The sequence below is a fragment of the Pseudomonadota bacterium genome (assembly GCA_039033415.1).
In the GTDB taxonomy this organism is placed as follows: Bacteria; Pseudomonadota; Gammaproteobacteria; order Xanthomonadales; family SZUA-38; genus JANQOZ01.
In genome coordinates this window covers 26,095-41,925 of the sequence record JBCCCR010000002.1, presented here as the reverse complement: position 1 = coordinate 41,925, position 15,831 = coordinate 26,095, and the positions used below count along the sequence as shown (strand labels likewise).

General features: G+C 59.4%; 13 protein-coding genes. 7 read left to right on the top strand and 6 right to left on the bottom strand.

Translation table 11 applies throughout. The annotated features are described in order from the left end of the window. Nucleotides 1-53: 53 nt before the first annotated feature. The 4 genes from AAF358_01885 to AAF358_01870 all read right to left on the bottom strand — a co-directional run bounded on the left by AAF358_01885 (nt 54) and on the right by AAF358_01870 (nt 4,733). On the bottom strand, nt 54-1,901 hold the full coding sequence (locus AAF358_01885; protein ID MEM7704270.1) for a sodium:solute symporter family protein: 1,848 nt from the start codon (nt 1,899-1,901) through the stop codon (nt 54-56). Between the two features lie 4 nt (nt 1,902-1,905). Continuing rightward, nucleotides 1,906-2,163, bottom strand: a complete 258-nt coding sequence (locus AAF358_01880; protein MEM7704269.1) for a DUF4212 domain-containing protein — start codon at nt 2,161-2,163, stop codon at nt 1,906-1,908. Between the two features lie 291 nt (nt 2,164-2,454). Further along, entirely contained in the window at nt 2,455-2,640 is a 186-nt protein-coding gene (locus AAF358_01875) for a hypothetical protein (protein ID MEM7704268.1), read from the bottom strand. Continuing rightward, nucleotides 2,640-4,733: a DUF3604 domain-containing protein gene (locus AAF358_01870; protein MEM7704267.1), complete on the bottom strand. Its 2,094-nt coding sequence runs from the start codon at nt 4,731-4,733 to the stop codon at nt 2,640-2,642. The genes AAF358_01875 and AAF358_01870 overlap by 1 nt, the downstream gene beginning before the upstream one ends. A 149-nt stretch (nt 4,734-4,882) precedes the next feature. Here AAF358_01870 and AAF358_01865 point away from each other — a divergent pair, with 149 nt between their 5' ends. The 3 genes from AAF358_01865 (at nt 4,883) to AAF358_01855 (ending at nt 8,141) form a co-directional block, all read left to right on the top strand. Beyond that, on the top strand, nt 4,883-5,389 hold the full coding sequence (locus tag AAF358_01865; GenBank protein ID MEM7704266.1) for a hypothetical protein: 507 nt from the start codon (nt 4,883-4,885) through the stop codon (nt 5,387-5,389). A gap of 133 nt (nt 5,390-5,522) precedes the next feature. Continuing rightward, nucleotides 5,523-6,404 (top strand): MBL fold metallo-hydrolase, encoded by an 882-nt coding sequence (locus tag AAF358_01860; GenBank protein ID MEM7704265.1) that lies wholly within the window; start codon nt 5,523-5,525, stop codon nt 6,402-6,404. Between the two features lie 102 nt (nt 6,405-6,506). Beyond that, entirely contained in the window at nt 6,507-8,141 is a 1,635-nt protein-coding gene (locus AAF358_01855; GenBank protein ID MEM7704264.1) for an NAD(P)/FAD-dependent oxidoreductase, read from the top strand. A 118-nt stretch (nt 8,142-8,259) separates the two neighbouring features. Here the strand turns inward: AAF358_01855 and AAF358_01850 are convergent, their stop codons facing one another. Then, the gene (locus tag AAF358_01850; protein ID MEM7704263.1) at nt 8,260-8,673 is read right to left on the bottom strand and encodes a hypothetical protein; all 414 of its coding nucleotides are present in this window, start codon (nt 8,671-8,673) and stop codon (nt 8,260-8,262) included. A gap of 164 nt (nt 8,674-8,837) precedes the next feature. Here AAF358_01850 and AAF358_01845 point away from each other — a divergent pair, with 164 nt between their 5' ends. Next, on the top strand, nt 8,838-11,198 hold the full coding sequence (locus tag AAF358_01845; GenBank protein ID MEM7704262.1) for an ATP-binding protein: 2,361 nt from the start codon (nt 8,838-8,840) through the stop codon (nt 11,196-11,198). Between the two features lie 23 nt (nt 11,199-11,221). Here AAF358_01845 and AAF358_01840 read toward each other — a convergent pair whose 3' ends face one another. Further along, nucleotides 11,222-11,449 carry a hypothetical protein gene (locus AAF358_01840; GenBank protein MEM7704261.1) on the bottom strand — a complete coding sequence of 76 codons (228 nt, stop codon included), beginning with the start codon at nt 11,447-11,449 and terminating at the stop codon, nt 11,222-11,224. Between the two features lie 440 nt (nt 11,450-11,889). Between AAF358_01840 and AAF358_01835 the strand changes: the two genes are divergently transcribed. The 3 genes from AAF358_01835 to AAF358_01825 all read left to right on the top strand — a co-directional run bounded on the left by AAF358_01835 (nt 11,890) and on the right by AAF358_01825 (nt 15,794). Then, a complete protein-coding gene (locus AAF358_01835; GenBank protein MEM7704260.1) occupies nt 11,890-13,158 on the top strand; it encodes a right-handed parallel beta-helix repeat-containing protein in 1,269 nt (422 codons plus the stop codon). Between the two features lie 96 nt (nt 13,159-13,254). Then, nucleotides 13,255-14,289, top strand: coding sequence for an NAD(P)-dependent alcohol dehydrogenase (locus AAF358_01830; protein ID MEM7704259.1), 1,035 nt, complete (start codon nt 13,255-13,257; stop codon nt 14,287-14,289). A gap of 92 nt (nt 14,290-14,381) precedes the next feature. Continuing rightward, complete coding sequence (locus AAF358_01825; GenBank protein ID MEM7704258.1) at nt 14,382-15,794, top strand: hypothetical protein; 1,413 nt, start codon at nt 14,382-14,384, stop codon at nt 15,792-15,794. The last annotated feature ends 37 nt before the right edge of the window (nt 15,795-15,831 follow it).

Here is a 15,831-nt window from a genome sequence, read left to right as displayed (position 1 = left end):
TAGCAACCCTAAAGACTGTGCCACAGGGCCGCGCGCCGGGCGACAGCCGCGTCCTAAAGGCGGCGCCCGCCTGCGGGATCAACCTGCAGGCGGGCGCGTGGGTTGGCTTCATGGTCTGTGGCAGACCCGCAGCGCGAGTGAGCCGTGGCGACGCCGGCCCCGCGAGGCACGCGAATGTCTTCCACCAGGGCCTGCACGGCTTCTGGCGGCGCTGAGGTAATGCGACTGACCACCGTGGCCACGATAAAGTTGAGCGCCATGCCAACCGCACCAATGCCTTCGGGAGAGATTCCGAACAGCCAGTGCTCTGCGGTGTTGATGCCGATCGGATCCATGAACACACCCTTGAAGTAGATGATGTAGCCCGCGGTAAACACGAGGCCCGTGACCATACCGGCAATCGCGCCCTCCCGATTGATTCGCTTGCTGAAGATGCCCATCAGAATCACCGGGAACAGGGAGGCCGCCGCGAGCCCGAAGGCAAAGGCGACCACCTGACTCACAAAGCCTGGTGGATTGGCGCCTAGGTAGCCTGCGATGCAGACGGCAACGCCGGCAGCGATTCGCCCGATCATCAGCTCTGACCGATCGCTCAGGTTGGGCGCAATCATGCCCTTGCACAGGTCGTGTGAGACGCTGGCGGAGATGACCAGCAGCAGACCTGCTGCCGTGGACAGCGCGGCGGCAATGCCGCCAGCGGCCACCAGCGCAATCACCCAGTTCGGCAGGTTGGCAATCTCCGGATTGGCCAGCACCATAATGTCTCGGTCAACGTTTAGTTCGTTGCCCTGCCAGCCGTAGCTTTCCGCCGTGGCGGTGAACTCGGGGTTGGCGTCGTTGTAGTACTGGATGCGACCGTCGCCGTTCTTGTCTTCAAAAGACAGCAGGCCGGTTTTTTCCCAGGTCTTGAACCACTGCGGACGCTCCTCGTAAATCAGGTTGGCTTCCGGGGCGCCGATGGCGCCGGGCTGCACCGTATCGATCAGGTTGAGCCGGGCCATGGATCCGACGGCCGGTGCGACGGTGTACAGGAGGGCGATGAAGCCCAGCGCCCAAAATGCCGAACGCCGCGCGTCCCGCACCTTGGGCACGGTAAAGAAGCGGACGATCACGTGAGGCAGGCCGGCGGTACCCACCATCAGAGCCAGCGTGATGGCAAAGATATCGATGGTCGATTTATTTCCCAGCGTGTAGGCATTGAAGCCCAGCTCCTGCACGACCTGGTCCAGCTTCACCAGCAGGGCGACACCTTCACCGGTCAGCTCGCTGCCGAAGGCCAGCTGGGGAATCGGGTTGCCGGTCATCTGAAGCGAAATAAACACCGCCGGCACGGTATAGGCAAAAATCAGCACGCAATACTGGGCTACCTGGGTATAGGTGATGCCTTTCATCCCGCCCAGCACGGCGTAGAAGAACACGATGCCCATACCGATCAGCAGCCCGTCGACCAGATCTACCTCCAGGAACCGTGAGAACACAATGCCAACGCCGCGCATCTGGCCGGCGACATAGGTAAAGGAGATGAAGATCAGGCAGATCACCGCGACGATGGTCGCGGCCTTGGAGTAGTAGCGCTCCCCGATGAACTCCGGCACCGTGAACTTGCCGAACTTTCGCAGGTAGGGCGCAAGGAGCAGCGCGAGCAGCACGTAACCGCCGGTCCAGCCCATCAGGTACACCGAGCCGCCGTAGCCGAGGAATGCAATCAGGCCTGCCATCGAGATGAACGACGCGGCAGACATCCAGTCGGCGGCGGTGGCCATCCCGTTGGCGACCGGGTGGACGCCTTTGCCGGCGACGTAGAAGTCTCGCGTCGAGCCGGCGCGGGACCAGATGGCAATACCGATGTACAGCGCGAAGCTTAAGCCAACGGCGATGTAAGTCATGGTTTGCAGAGTCATGGGCTTAGTCCTCGTGTACGTCGAACTGGCGATCCAGCCGGTTCATCTGCCAGGCGTACACGGCGATGAGCAGCAGAAACACGTAGATGGAGCCCTGCTGGGCCCACCAGAAGCCGAGCTTGAAACCAAATAGATCGATGGCGTCCAGGGCTTCCTTGAACAGGATCCCGAACCCATAGGAAACGACAAACCAGACGGCTAGCAGCACGAGCACCAGCCTGATGTTGGCCTGCCAGTAGGCTTTTCTTTGCGATTCCTCCATCAGGACCCCTCCGTATAGTGATTTAGAACCCCAGGACCGCAATCTAGCAAAAGCGCCACCCGCTGAATGCTCGACTTTGGTCGTAGACCCTTTCCAGCACCGCAGTTTGCCGCAACGGTGGCTTCGTGCGATCACCGGAGTGGTAGGAGCAGGGTGCCAGATCCCCGCAGAACCTTTCCGGGTCGTTTATTTACCGGGTGTACGTAGACTCCTAAGGTCTTTGCCGACTTCTAGCGGACAAACGCGATGAGAGCAGCTCCGCTAACGCGGATTCAACTTTGAGGACGCTGTTTAGGTCTCGACGATTCCGAGTTCACGTACAGCACTGGCGTGCCGCGCAAGCTGCGCTTCGGCAATCGGGATGATGTTCGCTGGATGATCAGCACCGGCAGCGGGGTGGGCCGGTACATTGGCCACTTGGACCAGCTTGCCGGTGGTCAGGCAGGCCAGGTGATTCGGTGGACCCGCGCTCCCCATCACTGCTCAGGCGGCGGCAGGTACCAGATCGGCGACGTCCAGGCCATCTCCTGAATGGTCTTCGGCGCAGCGTTACGGCATTCGTCTGGGCGCTGGCTCTCGGGGAGCGCGACACACGCCCGCCAGCTCCAGCGCAGCGTAGGCACCTCAACCGCTCGCAGGTAATAGTAGGCCGGAAGCGCCGGATCGAAGTTGGGGTCAACAAAAACCGTACACAGGCTCTCTGATCCCGGGCCGCGCCATTCGCCTGTTTCAAGGTCAATCTCTCCGCTGGGCCCTGAGTGGGTGGGCGGGCCGACTACGTCGATGACCGCGTAGCGAGAACGCTGCTCGCCGTCTACCCAGCCTTTGATCACCTGCAGTTTTTGCAGGAGTGCGCTGTTCGGGTCGTGAAAGCCATAGACGAGCAGCCTCGGTGCTGACCCTTTGGGTCCCGGCGGCAGGTCGCTGCCCATCGGCACGCCATACCTGTATCCACGTGCCGCCCGGTCAGCGAGCTCGCAGCTGTCCGCGTCAAACTCCCAGCCGCCAAACAGCCGGGGTCTGATTCGGCTGCCGGTGGTGCCGAACACCTCACGCCGGCGCAGGGCGTCGAAGATGGCGTCCCGGGAGTTTTCGACCGCCCAGACTCCCGCCAGCCCGCCGGGATTGGCGTCGAGGCTGCGCACAAAAAAATCGACCTGGGTCAGTCGGTCGGTCAGCTCTACCTCCGGGGCCAGATGCCCTGACCAGCTGGCTTCAGCGGTATCGCCGGACAGCGACATGTGTGTGTCGGTCGACGCGATCACGCCGAGCTTGTAGGTGTTGATGCCGATTACCGCTTTATCCTGCATACCGGTCAGCAAAACGCTGCGGTAAAAGTCGTTCTTTGAGATGCAGCCGACCCGCATAAAGCCGCGCTGACCGATTTCCTGGTCCTCGCAGAAATCGACGATCGGCGCAACGCGGCCCGTCGGATTTTCCCGCCCGAGTTTCAGCACCTGCTCCATCTCGCAAAGCTCGTCCGGCGCACCGAGAATATCGGGCAACCCGTTGAAGCATTCCGAGTTGCCCTTGTGCTGGAACACTTCCATCACCGGTTCCATGGCGTTGCGCAGGCGAGCTTTGTCCCGCGCTGTCTCCACCGATTCGAAGTTGCCGACGTACGACGGAAACATGGCGCCGGCGCTGAGGTTCGAATTGTGCGGGATCGCGAGCACGTCACAGGCGTCGATTTCCTTGAGGCAACGTTGGTTGAGCTGCTGCCAAAGCCCTTGATCCGAAGGCGCTTCGATATAGGAGATCGGCTGCGCAGGGACCTGGCTGTTGCGGAAAATCACGTTGCGATGAAGATTGTTCGCGCTGGGTGTGCCGGTGTATTCATAGGCGACAAAACTGGTGAAGGTACAGGCCGACGTTCGGTCGTAGGCGGCGTCAGCCATCTCTACGGTTTGGCGCCATAGCTCCCTGCCGGCGGCGTTGCAGCCTTTGCCGTCTTCCCCGCAGATCTCAACCATGCGGCTCGGTTCAGGCATATTGACGATGCGCGCGAAAGGGCGCATGCCCGTCGCTTCTCCCACGCGAAACAGGTGGCAGACCGGCTGGTCGTAGACGGGGCTTTCCTCGTCGAAACACAGCTTCATATCGCCAAAGAACTCCGAATGATCCGTGACCGCCGCAAAGTCCAGCGGCACCCTCAGCCGCTGGAATCCTGCCGGGTTGCCTTGATCGTCGTAGGGCGGAATCGGAATCGGTTCTCCCCTGGCAAAACGATAGGCGTCATCGGGTGTGGTTTCGGTGCCGATCGGCCGGGCGTCGTAGGAGAATGCCGTATGAATATGCAGGTCGCCGAAGTAGGCGTTGCGGGTCCGATTACGCTTAGCGCAGGGGGCTCGAGGCTCGCTGTACGTGATGCTCCAGCCGCTCGTTGGGTTCACGTCGGACCGATCGGACACCACTTCGGCGGGATTTTGTGCTGCGCAGGATGTCACGACTAGTCCGACAAACGCCAGCCTGGCCAGGCGGGAAAGGTGAGCTTTTGGCGCTGCGAACGACACGATTGGGCGGACGATAACATAGCGGTGGTTTGCTGCCGCGGCACTTTTTCCGCCCATGTATTGCCTCGAAGTTCCTTTGACGTCAGCGCCCTTGGTCCAAATGCTGGAATTAGGGCTAGCTGTAGGCGATAAGCACCGGTTTTATCGACCGTTTTTCCACGGCTGTTCTCAGGCTTTTTACAATTGTGTCGAAATCGTGTAAGCTATTGAGTTCCCTAATAAATCCGACCGGGAGCGCAGCTATTTCTGAACAAAACGAGATCATCATTCACAAGCAGCACGGCGTCGGCCGGCTGCAGTCGCTGAAACGAGCAAAAATCTGGGGTCAAACTGCCAAAAACTTCGTTAGGGTCTTCTTCAAACGCGACCAACTCACCATGATTGTCCGGCGCGACGAGCTTGAGCAGCACTCCAGACCCATGATTTCCGAATCCGAAGCCCGCAAGGTGCTGACGCATCTATCCAAGGGCAAGCCGCGCGTCGACAAACAGTGGAAATCGCGCGCCCGCAAAAATGAAAAAGCGTTGGAAAGCTGTGATCCTTTTAAGCTTGCCGACGTCTATAAGAGTCTGTCCATGTTGGACGCCAAGGGTGAAAAGCTCCGCGCCGCGGATCGCAACGCCCAGCGGACGGCGTTTGATCTCCTGACTGAAGAGCTTGCCGCATCGCTAGGCAAGTCCCGACAGACCATCGCAGCCAGACTGGAAGGCTAACCCGCTTGTTTTGCCCGAGTCGGCGGGGTGCCAGCCCCGCCGTCTTTCGGCCTCCGCTTACCTCGATCGTCCGAGGCTCCTGCCTTCTGCTGGCGCCTTTTCTGGCCGACCCGCAAGCCAAAGGAACCTTCAGATCAATTACCCCGTTGACACGAAGTGCCGTCCGCAGGTCACGGGCATTTTTGATGAAGCTACCCATACCGTCACCTACCTGATTACGGACCCTGCCACAAAGCGGTGCGCGATCATCGACAGCGTCGCGGACTTTGACTTTGAATCGGGACGCCTAAGCTTCGATCATGCCGATGCTCTTATCCGCGATATTGAGCGGCAGGGGCTGGAACTGGACTGGATTATCGAGACCCATGTCCACGCCGATCATCTCAGCGCTGCTCCCTACCTGAAGACCAGGCTGGGCGGGAAAATTGGGATCAGTGGAAAGATCATTGAAATTCAGCATACCTTTGGCGAAGTCTTCCATGAAGGAAATGATTTCAGGCGAGACGGCTCGCAGTTCGACGCATTGTTCAGCGATGGCGATACCTATCAAGTCGGCAGCCTCCAGGGTCTCGCCATGGCGACGCCAGGCCATACGCCCGCCTGTATGGTGCACGTTATCGGTAACGCCGCATTTGTCGGCGACACGCTGTTCATGCCCGACAGCGGCTCAGCGCGAGCGGACTTTCCGGGCGGCGATGCCGGCGAGCTCTACGACAGCATCCAAAAGGTGCTGGCGCTCCCCGATGAGATGCGGCTGTTTATCTGCCATGACTACGGCCCAAACGGACGAGAGGTCAGCTGGGAAACGACGGTGGCCGAACAGAAGGCGCGAAATATCCACGTCGGTGGCGGCAGGACGCGCGAAGCGTTTATTCATTTGAGGACTGAGCGCGATGCGAAGCTCAACGTGCCTCGACTGATTATTCCCTCGCTGCAGGTGAACATGCGGGCCGGCGAGATCCCGACCGACGTCGGCGGGAATCTGATGCTGAAGCTGCCCATCAACGGGCTTTGAGGGCAGGGCGCCCGGGCCGTAAGCACTGGTCACCGATGGACCAGATCAGGCAGACTGGACCAACCCGTTAAACCCGTGATACCGCTTGGACCCTCCGAAAAGATGAAACCCTCAACCCTACGAATCGGCCGCCGTTACCGTCCAACCCGCCTTGCTGATCGCTATGACGCTGTGGTTATCGGGTCCGGCATGGGCGGGCTAACTGTCGCCGCCCTGTTGAGCGAGCTGGGTCAGCGAGTTTGCGTGCTCGAACAGCACTACACCGCTGGCGGCTATACACATTCTTACGAGCGCAACGGTTACGAATGGGACGTCGGCGTTCACTATATCGGTGACGTCGGCGCACCGACCCGTACCCGGAAGATGTTTGATTTTCTCAGCAGCGGAACCCTCCAGTGGGCGCCGATGGATGAAGAATACGATCGATTTTTTGTCGGCGATAAGGTGTTCTGCGCCAAGGCGGGACGGGAGGCCTTTCGCGATAATCTCATCGAACAGTTTCCTGAGGAGGTCGACGCCATCGATCGCTACCTGGCGCTCCTGCGTCAGGTTGGAAGCGGCCTGTCGGCTTTCACCATGGGGCGGATGCTGGCGCCCTGGCAAAAGACCCTGGCTTCACCTTTGCTGAAATGGAAAACTCCGTCGGTGATGTTTCGCAATACCTACGAGGTGTTGTCGGAGCTCACGGAGAACCCCGATCTGATCGCCACTCTGTGCGGCCAGTGGGGGGACATGGGTCTGCCGCCAAAACAGTCGGCGTTTATGGTGCACGCAATGATCGCGCGCCACTACCTGTATGGCGGGTTTTATCCGGTCGGCGGCTCGTGGCGGATTGCCGAGTCCGTCATTCCGCGTATTCAGGCGGGCGGCGGCGAGGTATTTACCTATGCGAGGGTCGATGAGATTGTGGTGTCGGGGCAGCACGTCTCCGGTGTGCGCATGGCCGATGGCCATGTGATCGAGTGTTCCACCGTGATCTCCTCAGCCGGCGTTCTCAATACGTTTGCTCATTTGCTCAACCCGGACGTTGCGGCAGGGATGGGCTATGACCGGAAACTTGACAGCGTTTCCCCGAGTTTCGCCCATCTGGGGGTTTATATCGGGCTTAAGGGAAGTGCGGAGGAGCTCAAGCTCCCCAAAACCAATTTCTGGATCTATCCGAGCAACGACTACGATGCGGATGTCGAGCGTTTTGTGGCCGACCGCGAAGCTGAGTTTCCGGTGGTCTATATCTCGTTTCCGTCAGCGAAAGACCCGGACTATGCGAGCCGCCATCCCGGTACGTCGACCATCGAGATTGTCGCGCCGGCGCCTTATGAGTGGTTCGCTCAGTGGGAGGAAAAGACCTGGGGCAAGCGCGGTGAGGACTACGAGACCTTCAAGGCCGCGCTGGGGGAACGGCTGATGGCTCACCTGTATGACAAGCTCCCGCACCTCAAGGGCAAGGTGGACTACTACGAGGTCTCCACGCCGCTATCCACCAACTGGTTCGCTGGCTATCAGAAGGGGGAGCTCTATGGGCTTGCGCACAGCAGCGAACGACTCAAGCAAGACTGGCTCCGGCCGCAAACCCCCATCAAAGGCCTGTGGCTCACGGGCCAGGATATTCTCACGTGTGGCGTTACCGGCGCCATGATGTCGGGGCTGATGACAACCACCGCCATGATGGGCCCCCGTCGAATGACGCCGCTGATGAAGCAGATTTTTGGTGCCGAGGCGCAGCCCGCGCCCAACTAGCCTGTAGTGGGCTTATGCCGTTGGCGGACTGGTCGCAAAGATCCCTGACAATGACACAGAAGGTCCCTGCCAGCACTGCTGCCAGCGAAACATCAGCCAACGCTGGCGCCGAGGCGCGCTAGCGATTGGCGATAGCGATCTCTTCCTCGCTCAAGCCGGGCGGCGTATAACGCAGCCCGTGCTCCGCGGCCAGCTCTGCGCTGAGTTCGTGCGCAGCCTGGATCTGGTCGGGAGTGAGTTTGACGGTCAATGCGCTCAGGGCCCGAATGTTGTCAAGGTTGCCCCGCTGGATAGACAGTTCGATCCAGCTGTAAGCCTTGACGAGGTCCTTGGTGACTCCATGACCGCGAAAGTACATCACCCCGATGTTGAACTGAGCGGTTTCATCACCTTGGATAGCAGCCTGGTGGAATGCCTGATAGGCGGTGTCAAAATCTTTGACACGGTAGGCCGTTAGCCCGGCGTCGAAGTCAGCCAGTGCGGGGAAAGAAAGTGCCGTAGCCAGAAGCACGGCGGTAAGGCGATAACTCATAATGCCCTCCTCGAGAACAAGTCTCGAAACAAGCGGCAAGAGCGGCTTCTCTTGCCAACTCACGATCCAATATAGCAATTTCCGTCACCTCTTGCAGTGACGTCATCTTCTTCGAGTTGCTTCGCGTTACAATGAATCAGAGACGCGAGAGCCCAGGGGGAGTAGTGGCTGCACTGGTCTGGAAGCAGCGTTACAACTGGTTACCGTCCTTGTTTCTGGTTGCCAGTCTGGCGCTGATGGCATGGCTTATCCTAGCCAGCCGTGCCAGCGATCGGGAACGGATTGCACTGGAGACGCGCATCACGGCGGAACAGCTAAAGATCCGGCTGGAGGCGTGCTTTGATGCCCGTGCCGGCCTGGTTCGGACGCTAGCTAGCTATCCCTGGCAGTCGGCCGACGTGGTTCGAGAAATGTGGGAAACGCGCGCGAGTTCGCTGATGCCGCTCTACTCCGGCATTCAGGCGCTCAATTATGTGGATACGGCCGGCATCATCCGCGTGATTCATCCAGTTGAAAGCAATCGACCGGCGCTCAACGCCGACCTCTCAAAAAACGCCAACCGTTCTGTTGTCCAAGCGATCACGGCTGCCGCAGCTTCCGGCCAGATGACGCGAACCGACATGATTGAGCTGCTGCAGTCTGGGCTCGGATTTGTGCTCTATCAGCAGATTCTGAGCGTCGACAACCAACAGCTAGGATTTGTTGACGGTGTTTTTCGCGTCGAATCGTTGATGAGTTCCTGTCTGCCCGAGGGGCGTTTGCGGGAGAACTTTCGGTTCAGCTTCACGGATGCCGGGACGGTGTTCTATGAGCAGCGCGACGAAGAGGCCAAGGCGCCGAGTCCATTCAGCCAGAGCCTGGCGGTAGAGGTTGTTGGTCGGCCGTGGCAGTTTCAGCTGGCACCGCTTCAGTCTTACCTCGACACCAGGCACAGCATGTTCGACGAAATCTGGGCCATGATAGGTGTTGTTTTCAGCATGATGCTGGCTTTGGTCATGCGCAGTGCGCTGCTGAAGCAAGCCAAGATCGAGGAGAACGAGGACAAGTATCGACTGCTGGTCGAAAACCAGACCGACATGGTCGTCAAGGTCAATCCGAAAGGTGAGTTTCAGTACATCAGCCCGAGCTACTGCGAGGTCTTTGGTAAGTCCGAGGATGAACTGCTGGGTTCGAGCTTTATGCCGCTGGTGCACGAAGACGATCGTGAGCTCACCCGCCGGTCGCTCGCAAGCTTAGCCGACCCACCTCATACCTCATACCACGAGCAGCGAGCGATGACCAAAGCGGGCTGGCGCTGGGTTGCCTGGTCGAATCGAGGCATCTTTGACGACGTGGGTAACCTGCAGGCCATTACGGCCGTCGGGAGAGACGTCACCGACATCAAACAGCTCGAACAGAGCATTTCTCACTCGCAGAAGATGCGTGCCATGGGCGAACTGGCCGGAGGCATTACCCACGACTTCAACAATTTGCTGCAGGTCATCCTCGGCAATATCGACTTCGCGCTGCTCGACGATGGTGGCGATGCGCAACATCGCGAATTGCTCGAACAGATTCGCAACGTGGCGAAACGCGCCGTTGGTTTGACGGACAAGCTGGCTACCCTCAGCCGTCAAGATGCGTCGCGTCCCGAAGTGTTCGACATCAATGAATACGTGGTTGAACTGAACGAGCTCCTGATTCGTACGCTCCCGGCGTCGGTTGAGCTGACGATCGAGTTGGCCAACGAGCCGCTACCCATCTGCATTGATAAATCGCAGCTCGAGCAGGCACTGCTGAATTTGTGTTTCAACGCCCGCGATGCCATCCAGGGTGCGGGCCGTGTATCGATCACCACATGTCGTACGACGCTCGATCGCCGAGCGCTTGAGGGGCGACCCAATTTGCTACCCGGCGATTATGTGTCGGTCTCTATCAAGGATAACGGTACCGGCATTGAACCGGATGTCCTGCCGCGAATCTTCGATCCGTTTTTTACGACCAAAGGCACCAAAACGGGTTCGGGTCTCGGCTTGTCGAACTGCTACAGTATTGTTGAGCAGCATAAGGGCCTGATCAACGTCGAAGCGCCGCCGGGCAAAGGCGCCTGTTTTACAGTTTTTCTCCCGCTGGCCGAAACCCCACCCATGGAACCGAAGACCGACGACAACCCGCCTAGAGAAAAGATGCCAAACGACGGGAAAGTAGCGCTGATCGCCGACGATAATGCCGAGATCGTTAATCTGACCCGGATGGTGTTGGAAAAGGCGGGCTATCGCACGCTGACGGCAGCCAACGGCAGGGAGGCGCTGGACATTTACAAGAGTCACCAGAGCGATATTCAGCTCGTGGTGCTTGATCTGGTGATGCCCGAACTCGGTGGTCAGGAGGTTGCGCTGGCGATCCGGGAGCTTTCGGAGGACGTTGCTATTTTGCTGGTTTCCGGTTTCATTCCGGAGGACGTGCAAAACACGCTTAAGGAGCCCATCATCAAAAAGCCCTATACGATCACGGCGCTGATGGAGGCGGTCAACAAGCTCTTCTAAAGGACGCCATTCCGGTCGTTCGCTCAGCTGGTTAGGTTGATGAGTAAGTCGAGTGCGCGATTGGTTCGCTCCATCACACGAACTGACGCTTCGACCTGCTGTCGGCTTTCGATCAGCGAAATCAATGCGTTATTGGTCTCGATAGCTCCGCTGTCGTTGCGAGCGATGGTTGACGCCGCTTCCCTCAGTTGCCGCAAGCCTCGCTGGATGCCGAGCTGCCCCAGCTGAAAGCTGTTTCCCGCCACCTTCATGGTTTTGTCCCTGCTGTCTTAGAGTCTCCGACAAACGCAAAGATCGGCCTAAAGTCTCGGGACTTTAGGCCTCTCGGCTGCAGGCGAGGAAAACATCGCCCAGCGAAGCTCGCCAGCCGCGCACTTCACGCAACGTTAACCTACGATGACGACCGTTACGCCAATATTTTTTTCTTGCTATCAGTTGGGACTCCAGTAGTTGCGCCCATGAAAACGAGCTCAGTCAAATCCCACCCGCTTGTCGACGATGAAGCCCCGCTGACGCGAAAGGATCAGGTGATCTGGGTGGCTTTTCAGGAACCCGAAATCCCGCTGATCTAGAGCCCTCAGCGCCTGCTTGTCTGGGAAGACGGGCCAGGTAGACGCTGGCCAGGTCCGCTTGTCTGAAAGTAAGGCTTAGCTCACTGAACCGGTTCTGGTGGACCGCTAAGCTCAGGGCCATGCAACGCCTACTCATCATGGGTGCCTGGCTGATGTGGAGCATCAGCAGTGCCCGAACGCCCGATCAGGCACCGCCGCTCCCGCCGCTCGACACATCGTTTACGGTGATCAACGTCTCAACGGCTCAGCAGTTAGCCGACGCCTGCTGGAACCTCGGCAGCAACCAGGCGATTGTCATTTCGCCCGGCGTTTACGATCTGGCCTCGGTGAATTTCCCCAATGGCGTCGACGGTCGGCTGACCGTGGGTCGTTTCGGTGCGAGCCCCATCAGCAACATCCAGCTGCGTGGGAGCACCGGCAATCCGGAGGACGTCACGCTGCTCGGCGCCGGCATGCTGGACACCCGCGTGCCTTTCGGTATTCAGATTTTTACCGCAACGAATGTCACTATCGCCGACCTCAGTGTCGGCAACGTCTATTACCATGCCGTGGCGATTCAAGGTGATCAGGGTGCTGCGGGCGTACGCCTGTATCACAGCCGATTTTTCGACGCCGGCCAGCAGATCATCAAAGCCTCGGGAGGCAACGCTGACGATGTCGTCATCGAGTACTCCGAGATTTTCTACAACGTCGGCGCGCTAGTGCATCCGGAGGGCAGTCCACCGAACTCGTGCTACACCAACGGCATCGATGCGATCGGCGTCGACGGGTGGGTGATCCGAGACAACCTGATTCGAGGGATCAAATGCCAGAACCAGGCGGTGGCCGGCCCGGCGATTCTGATGTGGCAGGGCTCGAGCAACACGGTGGTCGAGGGAAACACCATCATCGACTCCTCCCGCGGAGTCTCGTTGGGCTTGATCGGCGGTGTCGATCACCTGGGCGGAAACGTTCGCAATAACTTTATCCGCTGGGATCCGGCGGCGCCTTACGCTGTCGACGTGGGCATCTACGCTGCATCCCCGAACGCCAGCGTCTTGCACAACACGGTGCTCACCAGCGGTCGGTACGAAAACGCGATAGAGGTGCGTTTTGCAGACACCACCAATGTTGAGGTGCAGCATAATCTGCTCGACGCGAACATCGCGCTGCGAAACGGCGCGTCGGCCAGCATCGCTGACAACCAAACCAACGCTGAGGCCGGCTGGTTTTCCGATCCGCCAAGCGGCGATCTGCATGTTTCTCCAGCCGGTGCGATGAGCGCCCAGCTTGTCCCGCGCTCAGCTTCGGCGCCCTTCGATTTCGATGGAATCCGGCGGTCCGCGCAGACGCTCGTCGGCGCAGACGAGCCGGTGACCATCCTCTTCAGCGATGGGTTCGAGGACTGATTTAGCGTCACGGTCTGCCGGGAGGCGGAATACGGTATACACCTCGCCAGCGCTGCCCCTATACTCGACAATCATTTAAATCGTTGGGGTAGTTCCATGGCCGATTCGGTCTTCCAGAACGTAAGTGCCTTTGAGGTTGGCGAGCAGGCCGGCCTGGATTCATTGAGCCGCGTGAGTCGAGAGGTCGGTGAACCGGGACCCGGCGAGGTGCTGGTCAAGACTCAGGCTGCTTCGCTGAACTACCGGGACATTATGGTGCTTGAAGGCCGCTACGGCGCCAAAAAGCCGGAAGATCGGATTCCGGTGGGTGATGGCGCTGGCGAGGTGGTGGCCGTAGGCGCAAACGTTGCCGGGATCTCGGTCGGAGACCGTGTCTCAGCGCCTCACTTCAATCTCTGGCTCGACGGTGAGTACAACCCAAGTATCTTTGCTGCAGACATGGGTAACTCGGCCGATGGCTGGCTGGCCGAAGTGGTTCGGCTTCCCGCGAGCGCCTGTGTGAAGCTCCCCGACAACCTCAGTTTCGAGTCCGCGGCCGCCTTGGGCGCCGCCGGCATTACGGCCTGGCGCGTGGTGGAGGTTCTGGGCAAGGTGAAAGCGGGTGATGTGGTCCTGACGCTCGGCACCGGCGGTGTGTCCATCATGTCGCTGCAAATTGCCAAGATGAATGGCGCTAAGGTGGTCATTACCTCTTCGAGCAATGAAAAGCTTGAGCTGGCGCGTTCGCTGGGCGCCGATACCACCATCAACTACCGCGAACGATCCGACTGGGAAAATGCGGTCCTCGAGGAAACCGGCGGTGCTGACATCGTGGTCGAAACCGTGGGGCTCAGCACCTTGGATCAGTCGCTGGCCGCCTGCGCGCCCAACGCGCGGCTTGGCTTTCTGGGCGCCCTGGGCGGCATGCCGGCGGAGGGTCCCAAGCTCACCGCCATGCTCATTAAGAACGTTGTGGTCCAGGGGATCACGGCGGGCAGCCGCAAGAACTTCGCGGACCTGCTGCGGGCGTGCAGCCTAAACGGCGTTCGTCCGCACATTGACCGTCGCTTTTCCTTCGATGAGGCGCCCGCCGCGCTTGAGTACCTCGCCAGCGCCCAGCACGTCGGCAAAGTGGTGATCAATTTCGGCTAACGAGCGCCGATTCGGCCTTTTCCCGGCGGGCGGTGATCCCGTTCACCGGCCTTTTGCGCTTATGACCTTTGAAGCCCTTCAAAGGAACCATCATGAGCGTAAGAACCACGGCTCTGCTTTTCGCTGCACTACTGACCAGCTTTTCCGCCGCAGCACAGCTCCGAGAAACGGGAGCGGATGACTTTCGAATCACCAACTTTGGCCCGGCTGACGACACGTTCGCCTTCGCCGCCCGTCAGACCATGGTTTACAACCCGCAGAACGATGAGTTCTATGTGGTCTTTCTGGGGCGCCGACCTGAGGCCCCGGTCGCTTCAGACGAAATCGAAATGTACGGGCTGCGGCTGGATCGGCTCGGGTCGCCGATCGGCGATCCGGTGCTACTCACCAGCGTGGACGGCACCGGTTCCGCTGGAGGGTCGCCGCAGGAGCGTCGACTCGCCTATGACCCGATTCGCAACGGTTATATTGTGGTTTACAACGCGCAAGACTCGGAGTTTAGCGCTGCCAGCGTGGATATCTACGGACGCCTTATCGGCGCAGATGGGCAGCCTGTCGGTCCGGTTTTTGTGGTTGACGATAACGTCACCAATGATGTCCGCCCTGATATCGCCTTCAACTCACAGGACGGCGAGTTCCTTGTGGTTTGGACGCGCATTACAGACGGTGTCTTCAACCGAACGACCGAGGCTCGGCGGTTCAACGCTACCGACGGAGCCCCGATCGGGGATGCCTTTCGGGTGGACAGTATCGATGGATTCAAGCTCAACTCGACTGTCGCGTACAACGATGTGGACAATGAGTATCTCGTCATTTGGGCGAACAATACCGAGAGCCCTCGGTATCAGATCCTCTCGTCCGACGGCACGCCCCAGCTAACGCCTGAGCGTGCCTACGCAACGCCGGGGTTTTTCACCGCGCGATCGGAGATTGCTTTCAATCCCGACCTCAGTGAATACCTGATTGTGTTCGCCCACAGTGACCCTGCTGAGGGCGTCGTTCAAGAGTCGTATGAGATGTTCGGGCGTCGGGTCGACGCAGCAGGCAATGCGCTTGGAGCGGGCAAGTTTCGGATTAGCTTCTCGGCGTTTGTCGACAGCTTCACAAGATCCGGAGTCAACGTCGACTGCCAGCCAGGTGGCCAATGTCTCGAGGCGGGACGGCCGGGTTTGATTTATTCGAGCGGTGAAGGTGCCTACTTTGTAACGTGGAGCGGAAATCTGCGAGTACAAAACGATCCGGACCGCGAGGTCTACCTTCGAGTGCTCCGAGCGGGTGCTGACCCGGCGCCCGGTGCTGATCAGGCGCAGATCAGCAATATGGGCGGCGACAACATCAACTTTATTGGGTTGCTCCCGACGGTGGCGGCTTCCACGGCCGGTGTGCTGGTCACCTGGTGGGGGGATGACAACGTCAACGGCGGTATCGACAACAAGTTTGAGCTCTGGGGGCAGCGACTGCTGCTGCTGCTCTTTAACGATGGCTTTGAGGTCACTTCCAACTAAGGGTCAGGTAGGCCGGCGCGATCGATTGCGCTAAAGA